Genomic DNA, 25,501 nt, shown 5'->3' with positions numbered 1-25,501 from the left:
GCCATGATGGACGCGAAGACGATCGAAGCCATAGCCGACGAACTCGTTGAAGCAGGCCGGAACCGCAAGCCGGTGCCACGCCTGACAGCGCGCTACCCGGAGATGACGGTGGAGGATTCCTACGCCGTGCAGCAATTGTGGCGCCAGCGGAACGAGGAAGCCGGGCGAACGTTGGTGGGGCGGAAGATCGGCCTCACGTCCAAGGCCATGCAGGCTGCCACGGGCATCACCGAGCCGGACTACGGTGCGATCTTCGATGACATGGTCCTGGAAACGGGCTGCTCCGTGGAGTGGGACAAATACACCCACCCCCGGGTTGAGGTGGAGCTCGCCTTCGTCCTGAAGGACTCCTTGAAGGGGCCCGGCTGCACCATCTTCGACGTCCTCAACGCCACCGACTACGTGGTTCCGGCCCTCGAGATCCTGGACTCCAGGATCGAAATGGAGGGCCGGACCATCGTGGACACCATCTCGGACAATGCCGCGATGGGTGCCATGGTGATCGGCGGCCGCCCCGTGAAGCCGGATGCGGTGGACCTGCGCTGGGTCTCCGCGATCCTGTACAAGAACCAGACCGTCGAGGAGACCGGCGTGGCCGCCGGTGTCCTGGACCACCCTGCCAACGGCGTGCACTGGTTGGCGAACAAAATCGCCGCGCACGGGGACTCCATGAAGGCCGGCGACATCATCCTGGCCGGCTCGTTCACGCGTCCGATGTGGGTGTACAAAGGTGACACTGTCCATGCCGACTACGGACCCTTGGGAGTGGTAACGTGCCAGTTCGACTAGGACCTACCTTCTATCAGGCGCTCGCGGAAGCGGACAGGCCCTTGGCCGGGATGTGGGTGTGCTCCGGCAGCCCCCTCGTGGCCGAGATCTGTGCCGGTTCCGGATTGGATTGGCTCCTGATCGACGCCGAACACAGCCCCAACGGCCTCGAGTCCATCCTGTCCCAACTCCAGGCCTCCTACGGGTACCCCGTCCAGGTGATGGTCCGTCCGCCGGTCAACGACACCGTGCTCATCAAGCAGTACCTCGATCTCGGTGTGCAAAACCTCCTGATACCCATGGTGAACTCCGCCGACGAGGCCGCCGCCGCGGTTGCCGCCGTGAGGTACCCGCCGCACGGCGTCAGGGGAGTTGGGTCGGCCTTGGCCCGGGCCTCACGGTGGAACCGGGTGCCGGAATACCTGGCCGGTGCTTCGGACACTGTCAGCGTCACGGTCCAGATCGAATCCGCTGCCGCAGTTGAGGCAGTGGACAAGATCCTGGCCGTGGATGGCGTGGACGGCATCTTCCTCGGGCCCTCCGACCTCGCCGCCTCGATGAGCCTCCTGGGACAGCAGGAACACCCGGAGGTGCGTGCCGCCGTCGAACGCTGTTTGTCAGCCGCGAAAGCGGCCGGTAAACCGGCTGGCGTCAATGCTTTCAACCCGGCAACAGCCCGCGCCTATCTCGACGCCGGTGCCTCCTTTGTGCTGGTCGGCGCGGATGTCGCCGTGCTCGCCAGGGCGTCGGAAGCGTTGGCCGCCGAGTATGTGAATCCCGCAAAAGACGGGGCCCCGGAGAGTTACTGAACCGCAATTTAACCGCCTCCCAATCCTCTGGTTTCAAGGGCACCCAAGGGGGTACAACAGTGTTATCTACCCGCGGATTCGGACTATGGGAGCTGTGCGATGTCTATCCGTCCAGTGCCACATCCCACGTTCTATTCGGTGCTTGAAACCGAGGCCAGACCCTTGGTGGGCATGTGGGTGTGTTCCGGAAGCCCGTTGGTGGCGGAGATCTGCGCAGGGTCCGGGCTGGACTGGCTGCTGATCGATGCTGAACACAGCCCCAACGGCATAGAGTCCATCCTCGGCCAACTCCACAGCGTGAGCGGCTATCCCGTTCAGGTCATGGTCAGGCCGCCGGTCAACGACCCCGTGGTGATCAAGCAGTACTTGGACCTCGGCGTACAGAACCTCCTGGTGCCCATGGTCAACTCGGCGCTGGAAGCCGAAGCTGCCGTGGCTGCCGTGAGGTACCCGCCGCTTGGCATCCGCGGGGTGGGCTCGGCGCTGGCCCGGGCCTCCCGCTGGAACAGGATCCCCGACTACCTGGCACAAGCCGACGACACCGTCAGTGTCACGGTCCAAGTGGAGTCCGAAGCCGCGGCCGCTGCTGTCGAGGAGATCCTCGCAGTGGATGGCGTGGACGGGATCTTCCTTGGGCCGTCCGACCTTGCCGCGTCCATGGGCCTGCTGGGACAGCACGAGAATCCCTTGGTGCGTGCCGTCGTCGAGCATTGCCTCGCCGCGGCGGGCGCGGCCGGAAAGCCGGCCGGGGTGAACGCCTTCAACGAGGAGATCGCGAGGGCCTACCTGGACGCAGGTGCGGCGTTCGCGCTCGTGGGTGCCGACGTGGTGGTGCTCGCCCGGGCGTCGGAAGTGTTTGCTGAGAAGTTCATCCGTGGTGCCGCGCCGGTTGTGGAGTCCCTGCACGAACCGGCGGCCGAGCGCCTGGACCGGGCGGGCTGATTGGGCGGGCTCACGGGCGTGGGCTCACCCAACTGAGTCGCAGTTAAGCACGTTTTGAGCCCTCAAAACGCGCTTAAATGCGACCTAGTTGGGCTTGCGCGCCATGAACCACTCCGTGAAATCGCGGGCCCGGCCGTCCTCCGCGAAACGAATCACCCAAAGGTTGTCGTACGTGGGCTCCCCGTTGAGATACGTGGTGAGCCCTTGGATGAACGCGGTGTCCCCGTCCCTGCCCAGGAGCGTCCACTCGAAGGTCCAGTCCTCTGGCTGATCCGCTGAGTCGCCGGACCACTCTCTCACGATTTCGTCGTGCCCACGCCACGGGGAATCGCTGTTCGGCCGGGTGTTGTAGACGGCGTCCTCGGTGAACAGTGCCCTTATTTCGTCCGGTTCGTTGGAGGTCCACGCGCGTAGGTACTGATCCATCCATGCGTTCACGTCAGTCATCCCTCCGTTCTACCCCGCCGGAAGTGCAGGTTCAACGGCAAAGAGCCTGGCGCATTAGGCCGAGCGGGCGAGGCTGCGTGTGCTCCGACGGATGTGGTCAGGGGTCAGCCCGGTGAGGGAAGCGAGTTCCAGTTCATCGCACACCCCATTGCGCAGGGCAACGACGATGAGGGCTTCCCGGCGTTCCGTGATCTGTTGCCGGTGCTTGCCGGCAGCTTCCAACTCCTGGCTCTTGGCCTTCAAGGCCGCCAACTGTGTGCTTCTACGAATTCCGCTGACATGCAGATCGTCATAAGCCAAGGCTATGGTCCGCACCGCACGCAGGTTTTCCCCGGTCACAGCGGCAATCATGGCCGGCGTTAGGCCGTCCTCAACAGCCTGTGCCATCATCTCGTTGCGGGCCGCGGTCAAGGTTCGGATGGCACTCGTTGCATGGGAAATGAGCTGCCGGTGTACTCCGAGGGCATGGACCAGCTTGGCGTGGTCTTCGTTGGGGGAGCGCTGCGCTGTGGGAGCCTTGGCACGGTAGGTGTACCTGCCAGTCGCGGACCGCGCTTGCGGTCCCGCGTCCGGCCCCGCTGCCGGCCCCGCGACCGGCCCCGCTGCCGGCCCTGCAGCCGGTCCCGCAGCCGGCCGCCCGGGGACGGGCAGCGACTGTACTGGCGCGATCTTGCCTGGCATGGGCCTCCTCCAGAAACAGTGCGCAGACGACTGCTGACCCATCGAATCTAGGCAGCGTCCACCTCACCACGGAAATACCAATACCGCGTGAACCCATAAGCAAAGTGCATGGATAGGTGCCTGAATCAAGCCAAATCGTGCGCGTACGTGAGGACGGCCCGTAGTTCAAGGCTTCGTCATAAGACCCCCTTATGAATCCACGCACATTAGGTCTTATCCACCACGCGAACCAGTACCTAGTCTCGAAAAAGGGGATGCACGAATCCGCGCGTCCCGAGTTCCACATTCCTGGAGGAGACATGTCCGAGTTCCTGCCGGCGTCGAGGGTTACCCGCATCAAAGCCTCAGCCAGCGTCGCCGCAGCTGCCCGCGTGCGCGAACTGAAAGCCGAAGGCGTTCCGATCATCGACCTGACTGTCGGCGAACCGGACTTCGACACCCCGGATCACATCAAAGAAGCAGCAGTTGCCGCCATTAGAGATGGCGAAACCAAGTACACCTCGGTCACCGGCACTCCTGAGCTGCAGGCCGCCGTCCTGAACAAGATCGAGCGGGACACCGGCCACCACTACGGGAGCAAGCAGTTGACCATCGGGGGCGGCGCCAAGCAGGTTCTGTACGTGGCACTCATGGCGTCGCTCAACGAAGGCGATGAGGTGATCGTCCCGGCGCCGTACTGGGTCTCCTACCCGGATATGGTTCTGGCCAACGACGGCACCCCCGTGATCGTCGCTTGCGGTGAGGATACCGGCTTCAAGCTCACGCCCGCTGCACTGGCAACGGCAATCACCCCCAAGACCAAGTGGTTGATCCTCAACGCACCCTCAAATCCGACAGGCGCCGTCTACTCCCACGACGAACTTCAGGCACTCGGCGCGGTGCTGGATGAGAACCCGCACGTCTTCGTCCTCACCGACGAGATCTACGACGAGGTGTACTTCGGAGAAGGCCGCGTCACGAGCCTGGTCACCGCAGTGCCCGCGTTGAAGGACCGGATCCTGCTGGTCAACGGCGTCTCCAAGGCTTACGCAATGACCGGATGGCGCCTTGGCTACGGAGTGGGTCCGGCGCCGCTGATCGCCGCGATGAACAAACTGCAGTCGCAGACCTCCTCCTGCCCGTCGTCGATCAGCCAGGCGGCCGCAGCTGCCGCGCTCAACGGTGACCAATCGTTCGTCCGCGACAGTGTGGAGGTCTACCGTAAGCGCCGGGACGCCGCCGTCGAAGGTTTGAACGCCATCAACGGCTTGTCCGTGGCTCCGGCGGAAGGCGCGTTCTACGCATACGTGAACTGCTCCGGCGTGATCGGCAAGACCGCGCCCGACGGTCGCGTGATCGAGAACGACCAAGACTTCACGCTCTACCTGCTGGACGCCGCCCGCGTAGCTGTCATCCAAGGCTCGGCCTATGGCCTCGGCCCGTACTTCCGGATCTCCTTCGCTACCTCGCTGGAGACCATCACCGCCGGTGTCGACGCCGTTCGCGACGCTGTCAACGCCCTGTCCTAGAAACGTAAGGAACCCGCCATGATCCACGTCAAAACCAAGTTCGAGCGCCCCGAGGCTGACGTCGTCGCCCGCCTCGCCAAGTTTTCCTCGGCCACGATCCACGAAGCACAGGGCCGCCGCGGCGCGCTGAGCTCCAGGATCAAGCCGATCGACCGTTCCATGTCCTTCTGCGGTCCGGCCGTCACTGTGGCCTGCGCGCCGCAGGACAACCTCATGCTGCAAGTGGCCATCCACTACGCGCAGGCCGGTGACGTCGTCCTGGTTGGTGCGCAGGAAATGGCCGAGGCCGGAACGTTCGGCGACGTCCTGGGCAACGCCATGAAGGCCAAGGGCATCGCCGCCATGGTCACCGACTCCGGCGTCCGCGATACCCAGGACCTGATCGAACTCGGCCTCCCGGTGTTCTCCGGCAGCGTCAGCATTAAGGGCACCGTCAAGGAAACCCTCGGCCCGATCAACCACCCGCTCGTGTTCGGCGACGAGATCATCTACCCCGGCGACATTCTCCGCGGTGACGCTGACGGCGTGGTTGTGGTCCGCCGTGAAGAGGCCGAGGAAGTCATCGCCCTGTCCCAGGCCCGTGACGACCACGAGCGCGAGCTCATCAAGCTCTACCACGACGGCGGCAACACCATCGAGCTCTGCGGCCTCACGGAGAAACTCAAGGAAAAGGGGCTGTTGGTGGAGGACTAAGCCCCCACCGGGGGTCGGCTGCCGCGTTTCTGACGAGCGGTGGCCGGCCCCTTTGCCGTGCCGCGGCCGCCCCGTGAGCCCCGCCGTGGAGTAGTGCCGCCGTGACGCCCGCCGCCGGCGTAACAGGCACAACGGCAACAGGCACAACAAAGGCGCCGTGCCCGTATTCACGGGTCAGGGCGCCTTGGGTGCGGTGCAGCTTTGGTTAAGGTACGACGGCGGCTGGCCGGCTTGGGTGCCGCAGCGTCCGGACGGGTTCAGTCCAGTCCGGAGTGGCCGGGCCGGGTGTCCACGAGGTGCCATTCGATGCTGTTTCCAGCGTGCGCGGGCATGAGGCTTCCTTCAAAGACAAACAGGGGCTCACCAATTCCGCCGATCGGACGCCAGAAGCCATTTCGTGGGCAGTGAAATCCGGTTCGTGCGCTGATCGTTCCGCGGGTTGGATTGGAAACCCATCCGGTGGTGCTGATCTTTTTCACCGTTTTATCCTTTGAACGTGCCCGCGGAATCTGTGAGCTGCCTCGAATTTGTTGTTAATTCGATGGTAGGAAATTAAAACGGCGTTGAATAAGACCAAAGCTGTCTGTCCGGATAAGACTTTATTATGGATGCGCGGGCAGCTGGACGGGGTCCGCTCCGTACTTGGACATCAGTTGTTGATGCAGCATCTCCTTGACCACCAGGAGCACGGCGGACGCAGCCTCTGAGAGCGGCTCGTGGTCCGGGGTGCACAAGGCGATCTTGCTTTGCAGGCCGGGCTCGACGATCCGCAGCACTTTGAAGTCCTGGTCCGGGAAGAGTGCGTCGGCGGCGGACTTGGGCAGGACGGTTCCTCCCAGGTTGGCGCGGATGAGCCGTGTCAGGGAAGGCACCGACTCGACTTCGCCTACCAGGCGCAATGGCCGGCCGAGGTCAGTCAGGCCCTTTTCGATGATCTGGCGCAGGGTGTGGTTCTTCTCGGGCAGGAACAGTCCTACTGTGCTGGCCTCCTCCAGGGTGACGGTGTCCTTTCCGTGGTTAATGTCCACATCCGGGTGGACCACCAAATGAAGGTCTTCCACGATCATGGTGGTGAACTGCACGCCGCGGATCTTGCCGGGTTCGTAGATGAGGGCCATGTCGAGGCGTCCGTTTTTGATGGCTTCGCTGAGCACACCGCCAAAAATCTCCGTCAGATGCACCACGATGTCCGGGTAGCGGCGGCCGACTTCGCTGATGATCTGCGGCGTGAGGCTCGAGGCCATGCTGTACGGCGCGATGGCGATGGAGACCCTGCCCGAAGGTGCGGCTCCGGAGGTTGCGACGTCCTGCCGGGCCTGCTCCACCAAGCGAAGGATCGACTGTGCATGACGGTACAGCGTGTGCCCGGCGGCAGTCGGTTCAACGCCTTGCTTGCTGCGGATCAGCAGCCGCTGCTTGAGATCGTTCTCCAGCGCGGACACCTGCTGGCTGAGAGCAGGTTGGGCCACATGGAGCGCGGCCGCGGCCTTGGTGATGCTCCCCGAGTCAACGATCTGCACGAAGTATGAGAGCTTCCGCGTGTCCATGGATCCACCTTTCTGGTTGTTCAAATATAGACGCACCAGCACCGCGCCAACCGCTTGGGTGCAGGCCGCCGTCGTCGTTCAAGCTCCGGAGGGAAAGCACGACGGCGGGTGGCCGCCGGTGGTGGGACCCGCACCACTGTGCCGGGTGTCGCAGGTCATAACGGAGACCTATCACGGGATAGCGATTAGGTCTTTGTGCAAGGCAGTTGGCGGGTGCGAGACTTCTGGAAGAACCTTAGGCGAAGTTTTGAACCACCTGAACAACCGCCGCTTTTCCGGAAATTCAACCTGACTCTTGATGGTCTTTTGCAATTTTTGGAATCGTAAATGCACTGACCACGAAAAGAGAAACACGTGAACCCGGTAATTGATCTTGTTGCGGATCTCGGAGAAGGATTCGGCGCCTACACCATCGGCGACGATTCCGAGCTCCTCGAGATCGTTTCAAGCGCCAATATCGCTTGCGGTTTCCACGCCGGCGATCCGGACATCATGGCCGCAACCGTCGCTGAATGTGTTCGCCGCGGGGTGGGTATCGGTGCGCATCCGAGCTTCCCTGACCTGCGCGGCTTCGGACGCCGGGACATGGGCCTGACCGCGGCCGAGGTTCAAAACGATGTGCTCTACCAGTTGGGAGCCTTGAATGGCTTCGCCGCTTTCCACGGCACCAAGGTCACCCACCTCGCGCCCCACGGACGCCTCGGCAATCTCGTGGCTGTCCGGGCCGACTACGCCCACGCCGTCACTGATGCCGCAGCGCGTGTGGACAAGGAACTCATCATCGTTGCGCAGGAAGGCGAGTTGGCAGCCGCAGCGAGCAAGGCCGGGCTGGACGTGGCAATCGTCGGTATCGTGGACCGCGCCTACCAGGAAGACGGCACGCTGGTTCCCCGCAACCAGCCGGGCGCCGTGCTGCATGACCCCGCGGACATCGTGGAGCGGACCCTTCGCATGGTGGTCGACGGCAAGATCCGCTGCGCCAACGGCGTGGACATGGACATCACTGTCGATACCGTCCTCCTGCACGGCGACAATCCCGGAGCCGTAAACCTTGCACGGCAGATCCGCTCCGAGCTCATCTCCGCAGGCGTCCGCATCGCCCCGCTGGCTGAGGTCATGGACGCAAAGAAGAAGGCGGCCTGACATGTCCCCGCTGACAGTGACTCCCACCGAGATCTACGAATCCGGTGATTCTGCACTTCGGGTCGTCGCGATTTCGGAGGCCGGCGAAGAGAACTGGCTGACCGTCCACGGGCTGGCCGACTGGCTGGAAAGCTGCGGAGCCGAGGGCCTGCACGGCGCGGTTCCCACCTACGATTCAGTCCTGGTTGAATACGATCCCGTAGTGGTTTCTGCCGGCCAGATGCAGGCGTTCGTCAAGCTTGGCCTCGCTGAACTGGGCCGCGCCACGGGCAACAGCGTGGCTCCCCGCGAGTTCGACGTACCCGTGGTTTACGGCGGAGAGTATGGCCCGGACCTGGAGAACGTAGCCGAGCACCAGGGCATCTCCACCGAGGAAGTCATCCGCCTCCACACCGAAAAGACCTACACCGTCCGATGCCTGGGCGCTCCTGCGGGTTCGCCCATGATGGATGGTCCCGCTTTTCCGAAGCCCGTGCCGCGTTTGAAGGATCCCCGGTTGAGTGTTCCCGCGGGCGCCGTGGCAGTTGCGGGTCGCCAGGCAGTCATCGCTCCGGCGGTGGCTCCCGGCGGCTGGTGCGTCATCGGCCGGACCCCGTTGTCCGTGCTGAACATCCGTCGCGAACCCCTGGTTCCCTACAAACCGGGCGACATCCTCCGGTTCCGGGAGATCGCCCACGACGAGTTTATTGCGTACGCAGGGATGGAACTGGAACCAGGTGTGAGGCCATGAACGGCGGGATCTTCATCCAGCAGCCGGGCAACTCCGTCGTCACCGACCTCGGACGCACGCGCGGACCCCGCTTCGGGCTTCCGGTCAACGGCGCGCTCGACCAGTACTCGGCCCGTGCGGCCAACATCCTGGCCGGAAACGCAGACAACGATCCCCTCGTGGAAATCACTGCCCTCGACTTCCGGATGAAGGCTACGGTAGACATCCTGATCGCTGTCACCGGGGCGCCGCTCACACTTACCGTTGGTGGCCGCCCGTGCAGCCAATGGGAACCGGTGTCCGTCCGTGCCGGCGAATCAGTGTCCATCCGGGGAATCAACCGCGGCCTCCGCGCCTACTTGGCCATCCACGGATCCGTCGAGGCAGAAACGCTGCTCGGCAGTGCTGCCCCGGACACGGTGGTGGGATTCGGCCTGCAGTTGAAGGAAGGAACCACGCTCGCCACCCGGCGCAGCGTTGGTCCGGTTCGCCAGCCGTACTTCGATCTTCCCCTTTTCCGGCTCGGCCTGGACCGGCCAAGCATCGGATCAGACCTGTCGGTTGACGTGACCGACGGACCGGACGTCGCCGAGTTCGGCGCCTCCGGTGAACTGCTCTTCTCCTCCGAGTACACCGTCAGCGGACGCAGCAACCACATCGGCCTGCGGCTCGGCGGGGAACTGCCGGAAAGAACCTCAAGCGGTGAGGTGCTTTCGCGCGGTGTGCCAGTGGGCGCCGTCGAGGTTCCCTCCAGGGAAGAACTGCTGGTACTGCACCGGGGACGCGGCGTCACCGCCGGGTATCCCGTCCTGGCAGTGGTCACCAGCACCGGACTGGATGTCCTGGCCCAAGCACGGCCAGGGGACAAAGTCCGTTTTCGGAAAACCACAGTGGCAGAAGCAACTGCCGCCCATCGGCGCTCGCGGGCCCAACTTGAAACACTCCGCGAATCCGTCAACACCGTCTTCGGACTCCTCGGCATCGGATGCCGTCCCCAGTGGCAGGACCTACCAGTTGCGGCATGCAGCTAAAGAACCTGTCGTCATACCTAGTAGGCGTTGCTACGCTCATCTCAGTAAGGAAAAGTCATGACCGCAAGCACCAACGCTGCGCCGGCGCAGCATGAGCGGCTCACGGGCCGCCAAACCCGCAAGGTTGTCACCGCAGGGTGTGTTGGCATCTTCGTGGAACTCTACGACAACGGCATCTTCGCCTTCATGGCGGGAACGCTCGCACTCGTGTTCCTGGCCCCCGGCAATCCGGACAACGCGCTGCTCTTCGTGTTCGCAGGGTACGCGGTTTCGTTCTTCGTCCGTCCGCTCGGCGCTGTTGTGTGTGGTTACCTTGGAGACCGTATCGGCAGGCAAAAGCTACTGGTCTTTGTCATCCTCCTGATCAGTGTGGCAACAGCCGGTATCGGCCTGCTGCCGCCGTACGCGGCCATTGGTATTGCCGCTCCGATCCTCCTTGTCCTCATGCGCCTGATCCAAGGGTTCTCCGTGGGCGGCGAAGCTGCCGGCGCCATGACCTTCCTCGCCGAGCACGCACCTGAAGGCAAGCGTGGCGTCATCACCTCCTTCGCGCAGATTGCCTCCTTCGCAGCCCTCCTTACCGGTACTTTGGTTGCCTACGCCATGTCTCCCTGGCTCACCCAAGCGGCCATCGACGGCGGCGGCTTCGGCTCGTTCGCGTGGCGCATCCCGTTCCTGGTCGCCATCCCCATGGGCGTCATCGGTTGGTACATCCGCAAGGCCATCAGCGACACCCCCAACTTCGAAAAGCTGAAGGAAGAGGGCGGCCTCTCCAAGAACCCGCTCAAGGAAGCCTTCCAGTCCGCTGAGCACCGCCGCGCCATGCTCCTGGCCCTCTTCATCCCGCTGATGAACGGCTCCGGCTACTACGTCCTCTTCTCCTACATGCCCACGTTCCTCAAGGGCAAGCAATTGAACTTCACCATCGGCGAAGCACTCCTTGTCACGGCGTGCAGCCTGGTCATCATCTGCATCGCCATCCCGTTCATGGGCGCCTTGTCGGACAAGGTAGGCCGCAAGAAGGTCATTGCAGGTTCCGCTATCGCCATGGCAGTGCTGGGCATCCCGTCCTACGCCCTCATCGCGACCGGCGAAATGGGCCTGGCTATCCTGGGTGCCTGCATCATGGCCATCGTGTTCGCCGGACACACCGCAGTCATCCACATCCTGATCGTGGAACTGTTCCCCACCCGCGTCCGCTACTCCGCCTACGGCCTCGGCTACAACATCTCCTCGGCCCTCTTCGGCGGCACGGCTCCGCTCCTCATGACCTGGCTGATCAGCAGCACCGGCAACATCTACATGCCGGCGTTCTACGCAGTGGTCACGGCCCTCGGCACGCTCATCGCGGTCAGCACGGTCAAGGACCGGGCCCACGAACCGCTACGGGACGCCTAAGCATTTACCACCCGGGCGGGCGCCCTTGCTGACAGACGGCGCCCGCTCCCTTCCCCACTTTTTGGAGAACCGATGTCCTTTTCTGACTACACCACCGCACTCGTTACCGGCGCTTCCACCGGGATGGGCGCAGCCATCGCCGAACGCCTCGCCAAGCGCGGCCTCACCGTCCACGCCGTGGCCCGCAATGAGGAACGACTCGCCGAACTGGCCGACCGTACCGGAGCAGTCCCGCATGTGGTGGACCTGACCGACACAGCCGCGCTGACCGCCGTCGTGAGTGACCTCAAGGTGGACGTCCTGGTGAACTGCGCAGGGGTGTCCCGGCCCGGCAATATCCTGGACTCGTCCGAACAGGACATCGACGAACTGGTGGACGTGAACCTCCGGGGCCTGCTGCAGCTGACCCGGCTGGTGCTGCCCGGCATGGTGGAGCGCGACCTCGGCCACGTCATCAACATCAGCTCCATCGCCGGCACCTACAACTTCTACGGCCACACGGTCTACCACGCCACCAAGGCCGCGGTGCACCAGATCTCCCGCCAGCTCCGCAACGACACCGTGGGCAAGCGCATCCGCGTCACGGAAATCTGCCCGGGCCGCGTGGAAACCGAGATTTTCGGCCGCAACATGGGCGGCACGCCGGAAGCCATGGAAGAAGCGTGGAAGACCTATTACGAGGGGTACGAGTCGCTCACCACGGACGACATCGTGAACGCCCTGGACTACGCGATCGAAACGCCACGCCACGTCAACGTGGGGATGCTCGAGCTCATGCCGACGTTCCAGGTACCCGGTGGGCTGACGTTCGATCGGCGCTGACTCTTACGCAGGCAGGCGCGTCCGGCCGCGCTTCGGCGCCAGGCGCGTTCGGCGCCCCATAGGTTCCGGCGGCATTCACTCCCGCCGCCGGAAAACATAGGCTGGCGGCCGCATCAAGCGGCCGTCAGCACCCGTTTACGCTGCTTTTCCCGTCCAGCTGCCGGTCGGCTCAGCTGCCGTTCGGAGGGACTTTGATAAAAACGTTCGACGCCGGGTGGTTCAGTCTGCTTCCCGGGTCTGGGTCAGGTGATGGGTGGGGATGCGGTCGCGGTCATAGGTGATTTCCGTGTAACCGTGCGGTTGGGGCTTCCCGTCCGGGCCGAGGTTCACGAACACAATCTCCTCGATGGTGAGGATGCTCTGGCGTGTGATCATGTTGCGGACCTCGGCCCGCATGGTTAACGACGTGCGCCCGAACCTCTTTGCCGTCAGGCCCATCTCGATGAGGTCGCCTTGGACTGCCGAGCTCACGAAGTTGATTTCCGAGATGTACTTGGTCACGGCCCGGCCGTTGCCCAACTGGAGGATGGCGTAGATCGCGGCTTCTTCGTCGATCCACTTCAGCAGGCTGCCGCCGAAGAGGGTGCCGTTGGCGTTGAGGTCTTCGGGCCGCACCCATTTGCGGGTACGGAAAGTAATGTCTGCCTTTTCCATGATCCGAGATTAGCGAACCGCCCGCGGCACTACCTAAGCCATGGCGGTATGCGAAGCGCTGTGCGAGTCGATGTGCTTGGAGTAGCAGTACGATCCGCTCGCCCCCACGTACGGGCCGAAGTTCGGTACTTCCGAGAAACCGGCGCTGACATAGAAGCTCCGGCCATCTGATTGGGCCGAGCCTGCCTCGGCAGCGATCACACTGAAGCCCTTCGCATGTGCCTGGGCTTCGAGCGCGGCAAGGATTGAGCTGGCAACTCCTGACCCGCGTGCATACGGAACTACGTAGAGCCGCTTGATCTCGGCCGTGTTCTCGTCCAGCATCCTCAGCCCGCCGCAGCCCAGCGGTTGACCGGAGCATTTTTCGTAGGCAACAACGAACACGGCCGTGTCAGCTTCCGACGGCGGGGGACCGGGCTCGTGGTCCGTGGTGCCAAAGCGCGAGTCGAGTTCTGCCTGCTGTGCGGCTCGAAGATCTGCCCCAACCGGGTTCGCCCAGGTGACCTGCCGGATATTGAGCCGTGGGTTGGTCTGCATCAATGCCTCGCTTCGCTTCTTTTCGCTGAGGTGTTTATGCGTCTTAAGCCTAGGGAGCTGTGGTTACCGCGGTGTTTCCTGCGCGTAAGCGTCGGGAGAATTGCCGGCTACTGTGTTGTGGGGGCCGGCCCCGCAAGTCGGGTCAAGCGTGAATATCCGGTTCTGCCTAGAGTGCCTCGCCTGTGGGGTCCTCCGCTGTCCGGTCTGCCAAAGCCATTCCGCCCACGGGTACCTGATCCCAATGAAGAACCCGCCAACCGGATTCCGGATCTCCTTCCAAGGCAACTACACCGGTGTTGGGCAGCATGTGGGATTCTGCGAAGCCGGTATCGATGTCTGCAGCCCGACGCCCCGCCCAGCAACGGATGGCGGCGCCGTGGCTCACAATGGCTGCCGTGGAATGTCCTGCCGCCACCACCTTGTCCACAGAAGCGTCGAACCGTGCAAAGAAGTCGTGGCCGTTGAAGGCACCAGGCATCCGCACGTCGAAGTCGCCCTCCGACCACGAGAAAACCGTGCTCATGTACCGCAGATGCGACTCGTGGTCTGTCTTCTTCTCGAGGGTTCCGGCCTCGATCTCGTGGACGCCATCCAGGATTTCCGGCTCCAGTCCTGTCGCCTTTGCCAGCGGAAGGGCAGTCCTTTGAGTCCTGAGCAGCGTCGACGTGAAAAGGGCGTCAATGGATTCACCTGCCAACGCCTCCGGCAGCGCATCGGCCTGGCGCTCGCCAAGTTCGGTCAGTCCCGGGCCGGGAAAGGCCGTATCCAGCTGGCCGGCTACATTGCCTGGGGTTTGTCCGTGCCTGATCAACAGGAGCTTCATGGGCGCTCCGCTCCTTAACCTAGTGCTGTCCGTTTCTGGCGCCGCTTTTTGGGCCGCGTTCCTGCCCGGTTCGTTCCAGCCAATCAGCCCTTTGGGCGGCAAAACTGAGCGACACGCGTGTTGCCGAGCTCCGGCCAGGACGGTCGCGGAATCAACAGGGAGGGAACGCGTGTTCACCAGCCTAAACGTCCCTGGCCCGTTAAACGACGACGGCGGGCCGGGCGCCCGGCCCCGCCCGCCGTCGTCGTCGTGCGTTACGCCTTACTGAAGGTGATCCACCAGTTTGTCGGCGATACCGGTGTACTTGCCCGGGGTGAGGGCCAGCAGGCGTGCTTCGGCGTCAGCAGAAAGCCCCAAGCCCTGCACGAATTCCTGCATGCGGGCAGCGTCCACGCGCTGGCCGCGTGTGAGGTCCTTGAGGCGTTCGTACGGGTTTTCCATTCCTTCGACGCCGGCAATTGCCTCTGCACGCATCACCATCTGGATGGCTTCGCCCAGGACTTCCCAGTTGGTGTCGAGGTCGCCTGCCAGGACATCCTCGGCGACGTCGAGAGCCTTCAAGCCCTTGGCGACGTTGGAGATCGCAAGCAGGGAGTGGCCGAAAGCAACACCGATGTTGCGCTGCGAGGACGAGTCCGTCAGGTCGCGCTGCCAACGGGAGGTGACCAGCGTGGCGCCCAGGGTGTCCAGGAGTCCGTTGGAGATCTCCAGGTTGGCTTCGGCGTTCTCGAAGCGGATCGGATTGACCTTGTGCGGCATGGTGGAGGAACCCGTGGCACCGGCCACCGGAATCTGGCGGAAGTAGCCAATGGAGATGTAGCTCCAGATGTCGGTGCAGACGTTGTGCAGGATCCGGTTGAAGCGCGCGATGTCGGCGTAGAGCTCCGCCTGCCAGTCGTGACTTTCAATCTGCGTGGTGAGCGGGTTCCACGTAAGCCCCAGACCCTCCACGAACGTCTTCGCGACAGTCTCCCAATCGGCGCTGGGGACGGAAGCGACGTGGGCAGCGTAGGTGCCGGTGGCGCCGTTGATCTTGCCCAGGTATTCGGTCTTGGCGATGCGGGTCAGCTGGCGGTTCAGGCGGTGGGCGATAACCGCCAGCTCCTTGCCGAGCGTAGTGGGCGTCGCGGGCTGACCGTGTGTCCGGGAGAGCATCGGCACAGTGCGGTTCGCTTCGGCCATGGCTTGGATCTGCTGCACCAGGGCCTTGGCGTTGGGCAGCCAGACGTCCTCCACGGCGCCCTTGATTCCCACAGCATAGGAGAGGTTGTTAATGTCCTCGGACGTGCAGCCGAAGTGCACCATGGCGGTCAGGTTCTCGATGCCGATGGCGGGGAGGCGACGACCGATGTAGTACTCCACGGCCTTGACGTCGTGTACGGTGACGGCTTCGATTTCAGCCAGTTCGTTGACCGAAGAAGCGTTGAAGTCCGTGACGATGGCGCGCAGCTTCGCAACTTGTTCCTCGGACAGGGGACCGGCGCCCGGGAGAACGGACTGCCCCGTCAGGTGGATCAACCATTCGACTTCAACGTGAACGCGATCGCGGTTGAGGGCGGCCTCGGACAGATAGTCAACGAGGGGCGCGACGGCGGCGCGGTAGCGGCCGTCAAGGGCGCCAAGGGCGAGGGGTTCGGAAGCGAGGGAAACGCGGGGGGATTCAGCCATGGGGCCTATTCTTCCATGTTCCGCGAGGCAGCCGGGAGTCGGAGACCGCGGCTATGTGGATAGAAGCCACGGTTTTCCACATAGCCTGTTTCGCCGCTTTCAGGTTGTTCTGCCGCTCCGTAGCGTCGTACCCACCGATCAGAAGAACGACCCCCTTGGAGTACACAGACATGAGCGTCGGCTTGATGCCCGCAGCCACCCCACCCATCTTCGACCCCTTGGAGTGCGCTTCCCGCAGCCACGACGTTCAGCGACTCGCGTGGCGGATCAAATCCTGCGTGGACCAAGCTGACATCGTCCTTGCCGCCCTGCGAAGGGCACAGCTTGAAAGTTGGCAGTCCCCGGCCGGCAATGCGTACCGCACCACTATCGCCGTGCATGCTTCGGCGTTAATGCGCGCCCGCGAGTCGTTGGACGCGGCGGCCGCGCTGATTCTCCGTCATTCCCAGAACGTTGCCGTCTCTTCACAGAGAGGCCAGTGATGGCTGATTCTGCACCTGTCGGCGCTGGCTCCGCACCCCTGCCGTTGCCGCCCGCGCCGGACGGGATTCTGACCGTAAGGGGAGGCCTGGGTGGCATCTCTTTTCAATTTGAGGAATTGCTGCGCGGAGTTGCCCAGCTTGATCAGCTGGTACGGCAGCTTCTTGCCGTGGAAGCTGAAACGCGCAGGGTACAGGACGAGCTGGCGTTGTCTCTCTACGAGTCCTATGCGTCCGGTTGTGAGGCGATCAACGCGGTCGCTGACAGTGGGAAGGAGGTGGGCCGGGTCCGGCACGAGCTCGAAGCCGTCGCAGAGGCGGTCAGAGCTGGTCATCGCGACTACCAGAAAGCGGAGACCCGCAACGCGTATCCGGGAGATTTCGGGGCCGAGCAGATTGGGTTGTCCATGTGGGCCGGAACGCTCAGCCGGGACATCACGGAGAACCTCCTGAGCAGCGCATTTCCATCCGGCGTAGATGCCTCAGATGCAGTCCGCAGCATTCTAGGCTCGCCGTTTCTCCGGGGCATCCATCCGCGCTCAGTGACAGCGCACAGTATGGGGGACTCCGTAGAGGTGATTGAACCGTCCATGGCGCAGAGCATGCGGCGGCTCGAGTCATTGCACGCCCTCGGCGACGGACAGATAGAGATTATCCAGCTTGACAAAAACGGATCGTCGGCCTGGATGGTCCTGATTCCCGGTACCCAGCCCAATTCACCCAATACCAATCCTTTCGATATCCCGGGCATTGGCGAAGCCCTTGGCTATGACTCGCAGCACGTCGCCCCGGCGATCGCGCAGGCGTTGCGTGAAGCCGGGGCTGAGGCCGGCGATCAAGTGGTGGCAGTAGGGCACAGCCAGGGTGGCGCCCATGCAATGAACCTGAGCCGGAACAAGGCGTTCCTCAGCGAGTTCGATTTGAAATACGTGCTGACTGCCGGGGCGCCGACCGGAGGCATCACGCCGGAACAGGGAATCAGCAGCATGCATCTGGAACATGCCCAGGACTGGGTGCCGGGCGGTGACGGGCGACTTCCCGCGGACACCAAGGACAGGGTTACGGTGACGCTGACCAACCCGGTGCAGACGCCCGAGGGGCAAGACCCAGGGCTGGGTCCCGGACACGATCTGGAAAACTATGCTTCAGGCGCCGAACGGGTCTCTGCCAGCGAAGATCCATCCTTGGTGGCCTCCAGCGCAGTGTTCGCCGGCGTGGTTGGAGCAGGGGGAGCCGCCAAGGTCACTCGGTTCAAACTGGAAAGGGAACCAATAAGGGATCCGAGGACTGACGCGCGTGCCCCCAACCTACCTGAAAACAGGTCCACGGCTGGTGCGCGGTGAGTTGGCAGGAACGTCGCTCACCGGTAGTTCCACATAGATCGGCCGGAGCACGTCGTCCGGCCGGAGCCCGTCGTCCGGCCGGACGTCCATGGCGCCCGGCGGTACTTCACCGGGCGGTTCATTTAGCGCTTGCGGGCGCCCGGGATGAGGCCTGCAACCATGCTGATGATGCTGATGATGATCGCCGCCAGGATCGCCGTCCAGAAGAACGAATCGATGGTCAGATGGACGGGTGTAAAGCTGCTCAGCCACGCGGTCAGATACAGCATCGCGGCATTAATGACGATGGTGAACAAACCAAGCGTCAGTATCGTCACGGGAAGGGAGAGCAGCCGGACCAGGGGCCGCACAAAAGCGTTAACGATGCCGAAGATCAACCCAATGAAGAGGTAGGCAAGCACGATGCCGGCAGTAGCGGCACCATCGGTCATTCCGGCATTGGCCGCAACCTTTTCTGTTGCAGCGGTGGAGATCTCCAGCCCTTCCAACAACCAACTGGCGATCCACAGGGCAAGGCCGTTGATCAGGACACGAACGATGAATGAACCCATGAGCGTAATGCTGTCACATCGGGCTGTTAAATCGCTCGGGATCAACCATGAACAGCCAAGTAGGCTTGGAGCCATGACTACTACTGACAACGCACCGGAGGGCGTACTCCCCCGACCGGTCGTGGACAGGCTTCCCAAGTACGCGGCGGGCAAACCCCCTGCTGCGATTGAGGGCCTCACCAGCTACAAATTGTCGTCCAATGAAAACCCGCTCCCTCCGATTCCTGCAGTGCTGCAGGCTATTGCAGACCAATCTGACATCAATCGCTATCCCGACCCCCTGGCTACAAAGCTGCGCAATGCCTTGGCAGAGTTCCTGGATGTCCCGGCTGACGACGTCGTCACCGGCGCAGGGAGCCTTGGGGCGCTGAACCAGATTCTGACCACCTTCGCGGGCCAGAATGAAGACGGCAAGTCAGACGAAGTGATTTACGCGTGGCGTTCGTTTGAGGCCTACCCCATCTGCGTGGGCCTCGCGGGGGCTGCAAGCGTGCAGATTCCGTTGCTTCCGGACGGCCGCCATGACTTGGAAACCATGGCCGCGGCCGTCACCGTGCGCACCAAAGTGATCTTGCTTTGTACTCCGAACAACCCCACTGGGCCGATTCTCACAGCGGAGGAAACGGAGCGGTTCATCCATTCGGTACCGCCCAATGTCGTGGTGGTTATCGACGAGGCGTACCAGGAGTTTGTTCGTGACAAGGCTGCCGTGGATGGCATCAAGCTCTACCGCAAATACCCCAACGTCGTAGTGCTCCGGACCTTCTCCAAGGCCCATGGCCTGGCGGGCTTGCGCGTAGGCTACAGCGTTTCGGGGCCGCTGCTCACCCAACATCTTCGCGTCACAGCCACGCCGTTCGCTGTTTCGCAAATTGCAGAACGCGCCGCGATTACGTCGCTCGAAAATTTCGACCAAGTTGTGGAAAGGGTACAAAGCCTCGTTGACGAAAGGGACCGCGTTACAGCCGGACTGCGGGACCTCGGATGGTTTGTGCCTGAAGCCCAGGGAAACTTCATTTGGCTGAATTTGGGCGGGAACAGCTCCGAATTCGCGGCACTCGCAGCGGAGCAGGCACTGTCGGTTCGAGCCTTCGGGAACGAAGGAGTCCGGGTCAGTATCGGCGAGGTCGAAGCCAACTCAAGGTTCCTGAAACTCTGTGCAGGTTATACAAAGGCTCCGCAGGGTTCCTAGCGGTTAACAAATGCGCCTACGCTACTTACTGCCGATAAAGTAAGGACCGAAAGCCAAAATATATGCCGATTCCGGAATGCATTCCGGAATCGGCATATATCCCAGCGACAGACATTGCCCAGCTTCCCGCTGCGGCAAGCAAGGAGACGGTATGGGCTCTACACAACTGCCCCCTGGGGCTGATGAAACCTTGGCGGCAACAACCGCGGCGGCAGCAGCACCAAGTGAGCCCATGGAAATGGTCCAGTTGCTCGGCCCGGATGGAAAACTGGGCACTGATCCCGTCTTCTCGGACTACGCCAAGCGCATCGATCCGGAGAAGCTCCGCGTTTTCTATGCAGACATGGCCCGCATCCGGCGCTTCGACCAGGAAGCCACCGCGCTGCAGCGCCAAGGCGAACTCGCTTTGTGGGTGCCGCTCACCGGCCAGGAAGCTGCACAAATCGGCTCCGCCCACGCCACACAGGCCCAGGACTACATCTTCCCCACGTACCGGGAGCACGGCGTTGCACTGGTCCGCAACGTCGACCTCGCCGAACTGTTGCGGCAGTTCCGCGGCGTGTCCAACGGCGGCTGGGACCCGCGGGAGAACAACTTCCACCTCTACACGTTGGTGCTTGCTGCCCAAACCCTGCACGCAGTGGGTTACGCCATGGGCATCCAGCGGGACCAGAAGCTTGCCGTCCCCGCGGACTCGAACGACCCCAAGGCTGCCGTTGTGGCCTATTTTGGCGACGGTGCCAGCTCCGAAGGCGACGTCCACGAATCCATGGTTTTTGCGGCCTCGTACAACGCGCCGGTGGTTTTCTTCTGCCAGAACAACCACTGGGCCATTTCCGTACCTACGGAGGTTCAAACCAAGGTTCCGCTGGCCAACCGCGCCAAGGGCTACGGATTCCCAGGCATTCGTGTGGACGGCAACGACGTCATTGCTGTGCATGCCGTCACCGAGTGGGCGCTCGAGCACGCACGCGAGGGCCGCGGCCCGGTGCTGATCGAGGCCTACACCTACCGCGTCGGCGCGCACACCACTGCCGATGACCCCACCAAGTACCGTGAATCGGCCGAGGAAGCTGCCTGGCGCGAAAAGGATCCGCTGGACCGCTTGGAACAGTACTTGCGCGCTGAAGGCCTCGCTGACGAGGCATTCTTCGAGCAGGTCCAGGCCGACGGCGACGAACTCGCCAAATACGTCCGCAGCACCACGCATGGCCTCGAGGTACCGGACATCCGGGACTCCTTCGCAAACGTCTATGCCGAGCAGCATCCCCTGATCGCAGAGGAACTAGCTTGGTTTGAGGAATACTCGGCAGGCTTCGAAAGCGACCAGGAGGCAAGCAACTGATGGCCACCATGACCATTGCGAAGGCTATCAATGAAGGTCTCCGCGCATCCCTGAAGAGCAACCCCAAGTCCCTCCTCATGGGTGAGGATATCGGGCACCTGGGCGGCGTTTACCGGGTAACGGACGGACTCATTAAGGAGTTCGGCGAAGACCGCGTGGTGGACAGCCCCTTGGCAGAGTCCGGCATCGTCGGCACAGCGATCGGTCTGGCCCTGCGCGGCTACTCGCCGGTCTGCGAGATCCAGTTCGACGGGTTCGTCTACCCGGCGTTCAACCAGATCACCACGCAGTTGGCCAAGCTTCATGCCCGCAGCCACGGGCGGTTGACCGTTCCGGTTGTCATCCGGATTCCTTATGGCGGCGGCATCGGCTCCATCGAGCACCACTCCGAGTCGCCGGAAGCCCTCTTCGCCCATACAGCCGGCCTGCGGATCATTTCGCCGTCCAACGCGCACGACGCCTACTGGATGATCCAAAAGGCGATCGAATGCAAGGATCCCGTGATCTTCTTCGAGCCCAAACGCCGTTATTGGCTCAAGGGCGAGGTTGACGTCGAAAACGCAGGCCTCTCGGAGGATCCCTTCAAGGCCCAGGTTGTTCGCGAGGGTACGGACGCCACGATCGTTGCCTACGGTCCACTCGTGCCGGTGGCTTTGGCTGCGGCCAACGCTGCTACCGAGGACGGCCGCAGCATCGAGGTCATCGATCTGCGTTCCATCTCTCCGCTGGACTTCGACGCCATTGAGGCGTCCGTCAAGAAGACCGGCCGGCTGATCGTAGCCCACGAAGCCCCCACATTCGGTGGCATTGGCGGCGAGATCGCAGCACGTATCAGTGAGCGCGCGTTCCTGCACTTGGAAGCCCCCGTGATCCGCGTTGGCGGTTTCCACATGCCCTACCCGGTTGCCAAGGTGGAAGAGGACTACTTGCCTGACATCGACAAAATCCTCGAAGCGCTCGACCGCTCCCTGGCTTACTAACCCGCTCTGATCCAGCATGGCTTCGCGCTTTGGGCGCACGGAAATCGAGGACCACTGTGACTGTAAAGAAATTCAACCTGCCGGACGTTGGCGAAGGCCTGACCGAAGCCGAAGTAGTGGCGTGGAAGGTCAAGCCGGGTGACACCGTTGCCATCAACGACGTCCTGTGTGAGATTGAGACGGCCAAGTCGCTCGTCGAACTGCCCTCGCCGTTCGCCGGTACAGTCACAGAGTTGCTCGTGGACGAAGGCATCACGGTGGAGGTCGGTACCGCCATCATTGCTGTCTCGGACGATCAGCCCGACGATGCAGCGCCGGTGACCCCGGCGCCGGAGGCTGCTCCCGCAGTCGACACCCCCTTGTATGGCAAGCTTCCCGCTGACGCCGGGGACGCTGAGAGCGGACCGTCCGGCGGTCCGCTGGTGGGTTCCGGTCCCAAGGCCGACGCCGTCAAGCGCCGCCCGCGCAAACGCCCCGCCGGTGTTTCGGTTGAGACCGCCGCGGTCGCCGAGAGCGCGGAAGGAACCGTTCAGGACCACCAAGCCGTCCTGGCCGCCCAAGCAGCCGAAGCTCCCTTTGAACACCGCACGACGCCGGGACGCGCCGTCGTCGACCCCGCCACCGGGGCGTCGGCAGGGGCCGGGACGACCACCCTTTCGTCGCCGCAGGCGGCTGCGTCGCGAGGTGCCGCAATCAGCGGCACCATCAGCGGATTGGTCAATAAGGTCCTGGCCAAGCCCCCGGTTCGCAAGTTCGCACGCGACCTCGGCATTGACCTGGCCGACGTCGTTGCAACGGGACAGCGGGGTGAAGTGACGCGCGAAGACCTGGTCAGCTACCAGGCGCAGCGCGACGCTGAGCACGACCAAGCAGACACCTTCTGGGGGGCTTCAAAGAAGCCCCAGGAGCAGAGGACTGAGCGTGTTCCGGTGAAGGGCGTGCGGAAAGCGACGGCCAAGGCCATGGTGGATTCCGCTTTCACGGCACCGCACGTCAGCATCTTCGTTGACGTGGACGCCAGCCGGACCATGGAGTTCGTCAAGCGACTTAAGGCCTCCCGCGACTTCGAAGGCATCAAGGTTTCCCCGCTGCTGATCTTGGCCAAGGCTGTTATTTGGGCTGCGGCGCGGAACCCCAGCGTGAATGCTACGTGGGTGGAGAATGCGGACGGCAACGGCGGTGCCGAGATCCAGATCAAGCACTTCATGAACCTGGGCATCGCCGCGGCGACTCCGCGTGGCCTCATGGTGCCCAACATCAAGGACGCGCAGGACCTCTCCCTCAAGGAGTTGGCTTTGGCCCTCAACGAGCTGGCTACCAAGGCCCGCGCAGGGAAGACGCAGCCGGCCGAGATGCAGGGCGGAAGCCTGACCATCACCAACATCGGTGCTCTCGGTATTGACACGGGTACGCCCATCATCAACCCGGGTGAAGTGGCGATTATCGCTTTCGGAACCATCAAGCAGAAGCCTTGGGTGCTGGACGGAGAAGTGATTCCACGCTGGATCACGACGCTCGGCGGCTCATTCGACCACCGTGTGGTGGACGGTGACTTGTCGGCGCGCTTCATGGCGGACGTGGCAGCCATCCTCGAAGAACCGGCGCTGTTGCTTGATTGACAGGCAGGCTGCGCCGCAGCCCCTTGCGGCGCCGCAACTCCTGACCGGGCCGTGGCGAACCACGGCCCGTGTTTTGACTGAAGTGTTTCAGCCGCCGGTTGTCGTGACCGTTCTTTTGCTTATCAGCCCTGCGACGGAACCCGGGTTCCCCGGGACCATCCGGTTCGGGCTGCTCGGTGCCCTCTTCGTCTGCGTCCTGCCGTTGTCCTACGTGCTGGTCATGGTAAAGCTGGGCCGGATCACGGATCACCATGTCAGCGATCGCCGCCAGCGACCCATGCTGCTTCTGTTGGCGCTGGTTTCGGTGGTGGCAGGACTGCTTGTGCTACAGCTGCTTCAGGGTCCGGTAGGCGTTTCAGCAATGATCCTGGCGTTGATCGGCGGTATCGCTGTCCTGGCCGCGGTCAGTGCTTTCTGGAAGATCAGCGGCCATGCATCTGCTATTGCCGCGGCCGCGGTCATCGTGGTGCTGATGTTCGGGCCGGCCTTCCTTCCGCTGTTGCTCCTGGTGCCGGCTGTGGGATGGTCGCGTGTTGTCCTGCGCGCCCACACCCTCGGCCAGGTCATCGCCGGATCGTTGTTTGGCGGCCTGGTTATCGCAGGACTGTGGTGGATTCTTCGGAACTACGCGCTGTGAGGACCCCCTGAGTCAGCTCCTTGCCCTCCCGGACCACCCGCAGCGGAGCCGGGCGATTGACAACCAACTCGGCGATGGACCCTGCTTCGAATTCAACCCGGTCCAATGATCCAGGCCCGGCAAACTTCTGCACGGGCGTAGCTCCCAGCAGTCCCGCCCCGGCAGCGGTAGCTATCCGGAAACAATGTTCCAGGTCCGAATCCGTCAGGGCACCGGTCCGGTATCCGAGCAAATGCATCCTGTCCACCATGCTTCCAGTACCAAAGGGCGACCAAGCATCCCTGACCCCATCCGATCCCAACGCAACATTGACGCCGTGGCTTTCCAAGAGGGCAAGGTCCGGCACGGGGTCCGCCCCCAGCGCACACGTTGCTATCCAGATGCCTGCTTCCGCCAACGCATCCAAAGTAGGCCGAAGATCCGGTTCCGCGGGGTCGCACAGGGCAAAAGCATGGCCAACAGTGACCCGTCCTTGCATGCCCTCCGCCATGGTTCGTTGAGCGATCGCGCGCAACTGTGCGAGGCCCTCGCTGCCCGTGTCGTGGAGATGGATGTCCACGTCGCGCCCGTGTGCCGCCGCCAGCCCGAATACGGCGTTGAGATGGCCATGGAGACCACCATCCAGGGACTGAGGGTCAATGCCTCCCACCAAATCTGCACCTTCACTCAACGACGCCGCCACCAGTTCCACGGTGCCGGGGTTGGTGAGCAAGCCAAACTGAGGGAAAGCCACGATCTGGACGTCCAGGAAGGGTGCCAGCCTCTCGGCGGCGCTCCGGACGCCGTGAATGTTCTTCATCCCGATCTGCGAGCCGACGTCCACGTGCGCCCGCATGGCCATGGTGCCGTTGAGCACAGCTTGTTTCATGAGCGCATACGCGCGTTCTTCGACGCTGTCCTTGGAATCGAGCTGGGCACGGAGATCGTTGGCAATAAGGTCGGTGAGTTCCATGGCCGGCCGGCGTGACTGCCACGGCGAACCCCACCTGGTCTTGTCCGGATGGATGTGGCTGTCCACGAAACCGGGGGTCGAAAGTAGTGTTTGGGTAGGAGCGACGCATTGCATGCCCATACGGTATACCAAAATTGAAAAAGCCTCGATGATTGGTGGCCTTGATCCTACAAATAGCTCTGGGATACTGAGAATACCATCCACCAAATCCGCGCAATCGGAA

General features: G+C 63.0%; 27 protein-coding genes. 17 read left to right on the top strand and 10 right to left on the bottom strand.

Going from position 1 to position 25,501, the window contains the following annotated elements; translation table 11 throughout:
* The first annotated feature begins 3 nt into the window (after window positions 1-3).
* From hpaH to AB0N65_RS16795, 3 genes are all read left to right on the top strand, one after another.
* Window positions 4-789 (top strand): 2-oxo-hept-4-ene-1,7-dioate hydratase, encoded by a 786-nt coding sequence (gene hpaH / locus AB0N65_RS16805; protein WP_364164057.1) that lies wholly within the window; start codon window positions 4-6, stop codon window positions 787-789.
* Window positions 774-1,577: an HpcH/HpaI aldolase/citrate lyase family protein gene (locus AB0N65_RS16800; RefSeq protein ID WP_364164054.1), complete on the top strand. Its 804-nt coding sequence runs from the start codon at window positions 774-776 to the stop codon at window positions 1,575-1,577. The genes hpaH and AB0N65_RS16800 overlap by 16 nt, the downstream gene beginning before the upstream one ends.
* A gap of 99 nt (window positions 1,578-1,676) precedes the next feature.
* Window positions 1,677-2,519 carry an aldolase/citrate lyase family protein gene (locus tag AB0N65_RS16795; RefSeq protein WP_364164051.1) on the top strand — a complete coding sequence of 281 codons (843 nt, stop codon included), beginning with the start codon at window positions 1,677-1,679 and terminating at the stop codon, window positions 2,517-2,519.
* Window positions 2,520-2,603: 84 nt separating this feature from the next.
* On the opposite strand, the gene AB0N65_RS16790 is transcribed toward AB0N65_RS16795, so the two are convergent.
* A complete protein-coding gene (locus AB0N65_RS16790) occupies window positions 2,604-2,966 on the bottom strand; it encodes a nuclear transport factor 2 family protein (protein ID WP_364164048.1) in 363 nt (120 codons plus the stop codon).
* Between the two features lie 54 nt (window positions 2,967-3,020).
* Complete coding sequence (locus AB0N65_RS16785; RefSeq protein WP_364164045.1) at window positions 3,021-3,647, bottom strand: hypothetical protein; 627 nt, start codon at window positions 3,645-3,647, stop codon at window positions 3,021-3,023.
* Between the two features lie 299 nt (window positions 3,648-3,946).
* Between AB0N65_RS16785 and AB0N65_RS16780 the strand changes: the two genes are divergently transcribed.
* A complete protein-coding gene (locus AB0N65_RS16780; RefSeq protein ID WP_364164042.1) occupies window positions 3,947-5,155 on the top strand; it encodes an aspartate transaminase in 1,209 nt (402 codons plus the stop codon).
* An 18-nt stretch (window positions 5,156-5,173) separates the two neighbouring features.
* Window positions 5,174-5,848 carry a 4-carboxy-4-hydroxy-2-oxoadipate aldolase/oxaloacetate decarboxylase gene (locus AB0N65_RS16775; RefSeq protein ID WP_364164039.1) on the top strand — a complete coding sequence of 225 codons (675 nt, stop codon included), beginning with the start codon at window positions 5,174-5,176 and terminating at the stop codon, window positions 5,846-5,848.
* 257 nt (window positions 5,849-6,105) lie between these two features.
* Here AB0N65_RS16775 and AB0N65_RS16770 read toward each other — a convergent pair whose 3' ends face one another.
* The gene (locus AB0N65_RS16770; protein WP_364164037.1) at window positions 6,106-6,327 is read right to left on the bottom strand and encodes a hypothetical protein; all 222 of its coding nucleotides are present in this window, start codon (window positions 6,325-6,327) and stop codon (window positions 6,106-6,108) included.
* Between the two features lie 123 nt (window positions 6,328-6,450).
* On the bottom strand, window positions 6,451-7,395 hold the full coding sequence (locus tag AB0N65_RS16765) for a LysR substrate-binding domain-containing protein (protein WP_364164034.1): 945 nt from the start codon (window positions 7,393-7,395) through the stop codon (window positions 6,451-6,453).
* Between the two features lie 354 nt (window positions 7,396-7,749).
* Between AB0N65_RS16765 and AB0N65_RS16760 the strand changes: the two genes are divergently transcribed.
* From AB0N65_RS16760 to AB0N65_RS16740, 5 genes are all read left to right on the top strand, one after another.
* Window positions 7,750-8,538 carry a 5-oxoprolinase subunit PxpA gene (locus tag AB0N65_RS16760; protein WP_364164031.1) on the top strand — a complete coding sequence of 263 codons (789 nt, stop codon included), beginning with the start codon at window positions 7,750-7,752 and terminating at the stop codon, window positions 8,536-8,538.
* 1 nt (window position 8,539) lies between these two features.
* On the top strand, window positions 8,540-9,268 hold the full coding sequence (locus tag AB0N65_RS16755) for a carboxyltransferase domain-containing protein (protein WP_364164028.1): 729 nt from the start codon (window positions 8,540-8,542) through the stop codon (window positions 9,266-9,268).
* Complete coding sequence (locus AB0N65_RS16750; RefSeq protein ID WP_364164025.1) at window positions 9,265-10,278, top strand: allophanate hydrolase; 1,014 nt, start codon at window positions 9,265-9,267, stop codon at window positions 10,276-10,278. The genes AB0N65_RS16755 and AB0N65_RS16750 overlap by 4 nt, the downstream gene beginning before the upstream one ends.
* 57 nt (window positions 10,279-10,335) lie before the next feature.
* A complete protein-coding gene (locus tag AB0N65_RS16745) occupies window positions 10,336-11,676 on the top strand; it encodes an MFS transporter (protein WP_364164022.1) in 1,341 nt (446 codons plus the stop codon).
* 72 nt (window positions 11,677-11,748) lie between these two features.
* Window positions 11,749-12,498: an SDR family oxidoreductase gene (locus AB0N65_RS16740; protein WP_364164020.1), complete on the top strand. Its 750-nt coding sequence runs from the start codon at window positions 11,749-11,751 to the stop codon at window positions 12,496-12,498.
* Between the two features lie 219 nt (window positions 12,499-12,717).
* Here AB0N65_RS16740 and AB0N65_RS16735 read toward each other — a convergent pair whose 3' ends face one another.
* From AB0N65_RS16735 to purB, 4 genes are all read right to left on the bottom strand, one after another.
* Window positions 12,718-13,152: a hotdog domain-containing protein gene (locus AB0N65_RS16735; protein ID WP_364164017.1), complete on the bottom strand. Its 435-nt coding sequence runs from the start codon at window positions 13,150-13,152 to the stop codon at window positions 12,718-12,720.
* A 33-nt stretch (window positions 13,153-13,185) separates the two neighbouring features.
* Window positions 13,186-13,689: a GNAT family N-acetyltransferase gene (locus AB0N65_RS16730; protein WP_364164014.1), complete on the bottom strand. Its 504-nt coding sequence runs from the start codon at window positions 13,687-13,689 to the stop codon at window positions 13,186-13,188.
* A gap of 166 nt (window positions 13,690-13,855) precedes the next feature.
* On the bottom strand, window positions 13,856-14,512 hold the full coding sequence (locus AB0N65_RS16725; RefSeq protein ID WP_364164012.1) for a histidine phosphatase family protein: 657 nt from the start codon (window positions 14,510-14,512) through the stop codon (window positions 13,856-13,858).
* A gap of 261 nt (window positions 14,513-14,773) precedes the next feature.
* Entirely contained in the window at window positions 14,774-16,180 is a 1,407-nt protein-coding gene (purB, locus tag AB0N65_RS16720) for an adenylosuccinate lyase (protein ID WP_364164010.1), read from the bottom strand.
* A 170-nt stretch (window positions 16,181-16,350) separates the two neighbouring features.
* Between purB and AB0N65_RS16715 the strand changes: the two genes are divergently transcribed.
* Both AB0N65_RS16715 and AB0N65_RS16710 read left to right on the top strand, forming a co-directional pair.
* The gene (locus AB0N65_RS16715) at window positions 16,351-16,662 is read left to right on the top strand and encodes a hypothetical protein (protein ID WP_364164007.1); all 312 of its coding nucleotides are present in this window, start codon (window positions 16,351-16,353) and stop codon (window positions 16,660-16,662) included.
* Window positions 16,662-18,002, top strand: coding sequence for a hypothetical protein (locus AB0N65_RS16710; RefSeq protein ID WP_364164004.1), 1,341 nt, complete (start codon window positions 16,662-16,664; stop codon window positions 18,000-18,002). The genes AB0N65_RS16715 and AB0N65_RS16710 overlap by 1 nt, the downstream gene beginning before the upstream one ends.
* A 122-nt stretch (window positions 18,003-18,124) precedes the next feature.
* Here AB0N65_RS16710 and AB0N65_RS16705 read toward each other — a convergent pair whose 3' ends face one another.
* Window positions 18,125-18,553 (bottom strand): phage holin family protein, encoded by a 429-nt coding sequence (locus AB0N65_RS16705; protein ID WP_364164001.1) that lies wholly within the window; start codon window positions 18,551-18,553, stop codon window positions 18,125-18,127.
* A 73-nt stretch (window positions 18,554-18,626) separates the two neighbouring features.
* On the opposite strand from AB0N65_RS16705, the gene AB0N65_RS16700 reads away from it, so the two are divergent.
* The 5 genes from AB0N65_RS16700 (at window position 18,627) to AB0N65_RS16680 (ending at window position 24,326) form a co-directional block, all read left to right on the top strand.
* Window positions 18,627-19,745, top strand: coding sequence for a histidinol-phosphate transaminase (locus AB0N65_RS16700; protein WP_364163998.1), 1,119 nt, complete (start codon window positions 18,627-18,629; stop codon window positions 19,743-19,745).
* Between the two features lie 151 nt (window positions 19,746-19,896).
* Complete coding sequence (gene pdhA, locus AB0N65_RS16695; protein WP_364163996.1) at window positions 19,897-21,090, top strand: pyruvate dehydrogenase (acetyl-transferring) E1 component subunit alpha; 1,194 nt, start codon at window positions 19,897-19,899, stop codon at window positions 21,088-21,090.
* Window positions 21,090-22,070, top strand: a complete 981-nt coding sequence (locus AB0N65_RS16690; protein ID WP_364163993.1) for an alpha-ketoacid dehydrogenase subunit beta — start codon at window positions 21,090-21,092, stop codon at window positions 22,068-22,070. The genes pdhA and AB0N65_RS16690 overlap by 1 nt, the downstream gene beginning before the upstream one ends.
* 56 nt (window positions 22,071-22,126) lie before the next feature.
* Window positions 22,127-23,689: a 2-oxo acid dehydrogenase subunit E2 gene (locus AB0N65_RS16685; protein ID WP_364163990.1), complete on the top strand. Its 1,563-nt coding sequence runs from the start codon at window positions 22,127-22,129 to the stop codon at window positions 23,687-23,689.
* A gap of 40 nt (window positions 23,690-23,729) precedes the next feature.
* On the top strand, window positions 23,730-24,326 hold the full coding sequence (locus AB0N65_RS16680) for a phosphatase PAP2 family protein (protein ID WP_364164199.1): 597 nt from the start codon (window positions 23,730-23,732) through the stop codon (window positions 24,324-24,326).
* Here AB0N65_RS16680 and AB0N65_RS16675 read toward each other — a convergent pair.
* The gene (locus AB0N65_RS16675; protein ID WP_364163987.1) at window positions 24,283-25,398 is read right to left on the bottom strand and encodes an amidohydrolase family protein; all 1,116 of its coding nucleotides are present in this window, start codon (window positions 25,396-25,398) and stop codon (window positions 24,283-24,285) included. The genes AB0N65_RS16680 and AB0N65_RS16675 overlap by 44 nt on opposite strands.
* Between the last annotated feature and the right edge of the window lie 103 nt (window positions 25,399-25,501).

Source organism: Paenarthrobacter sp. NPDC089322, assembly GCF_040684895.1.
GTDB lineage: Bacteria > Actinomycetota > Actinomycetes > Actinomycetales > Micrococcaceae > Arthrobacter.
This window is presented reverse-complemented; position numbering and strand designations above follow the sequence as displayed.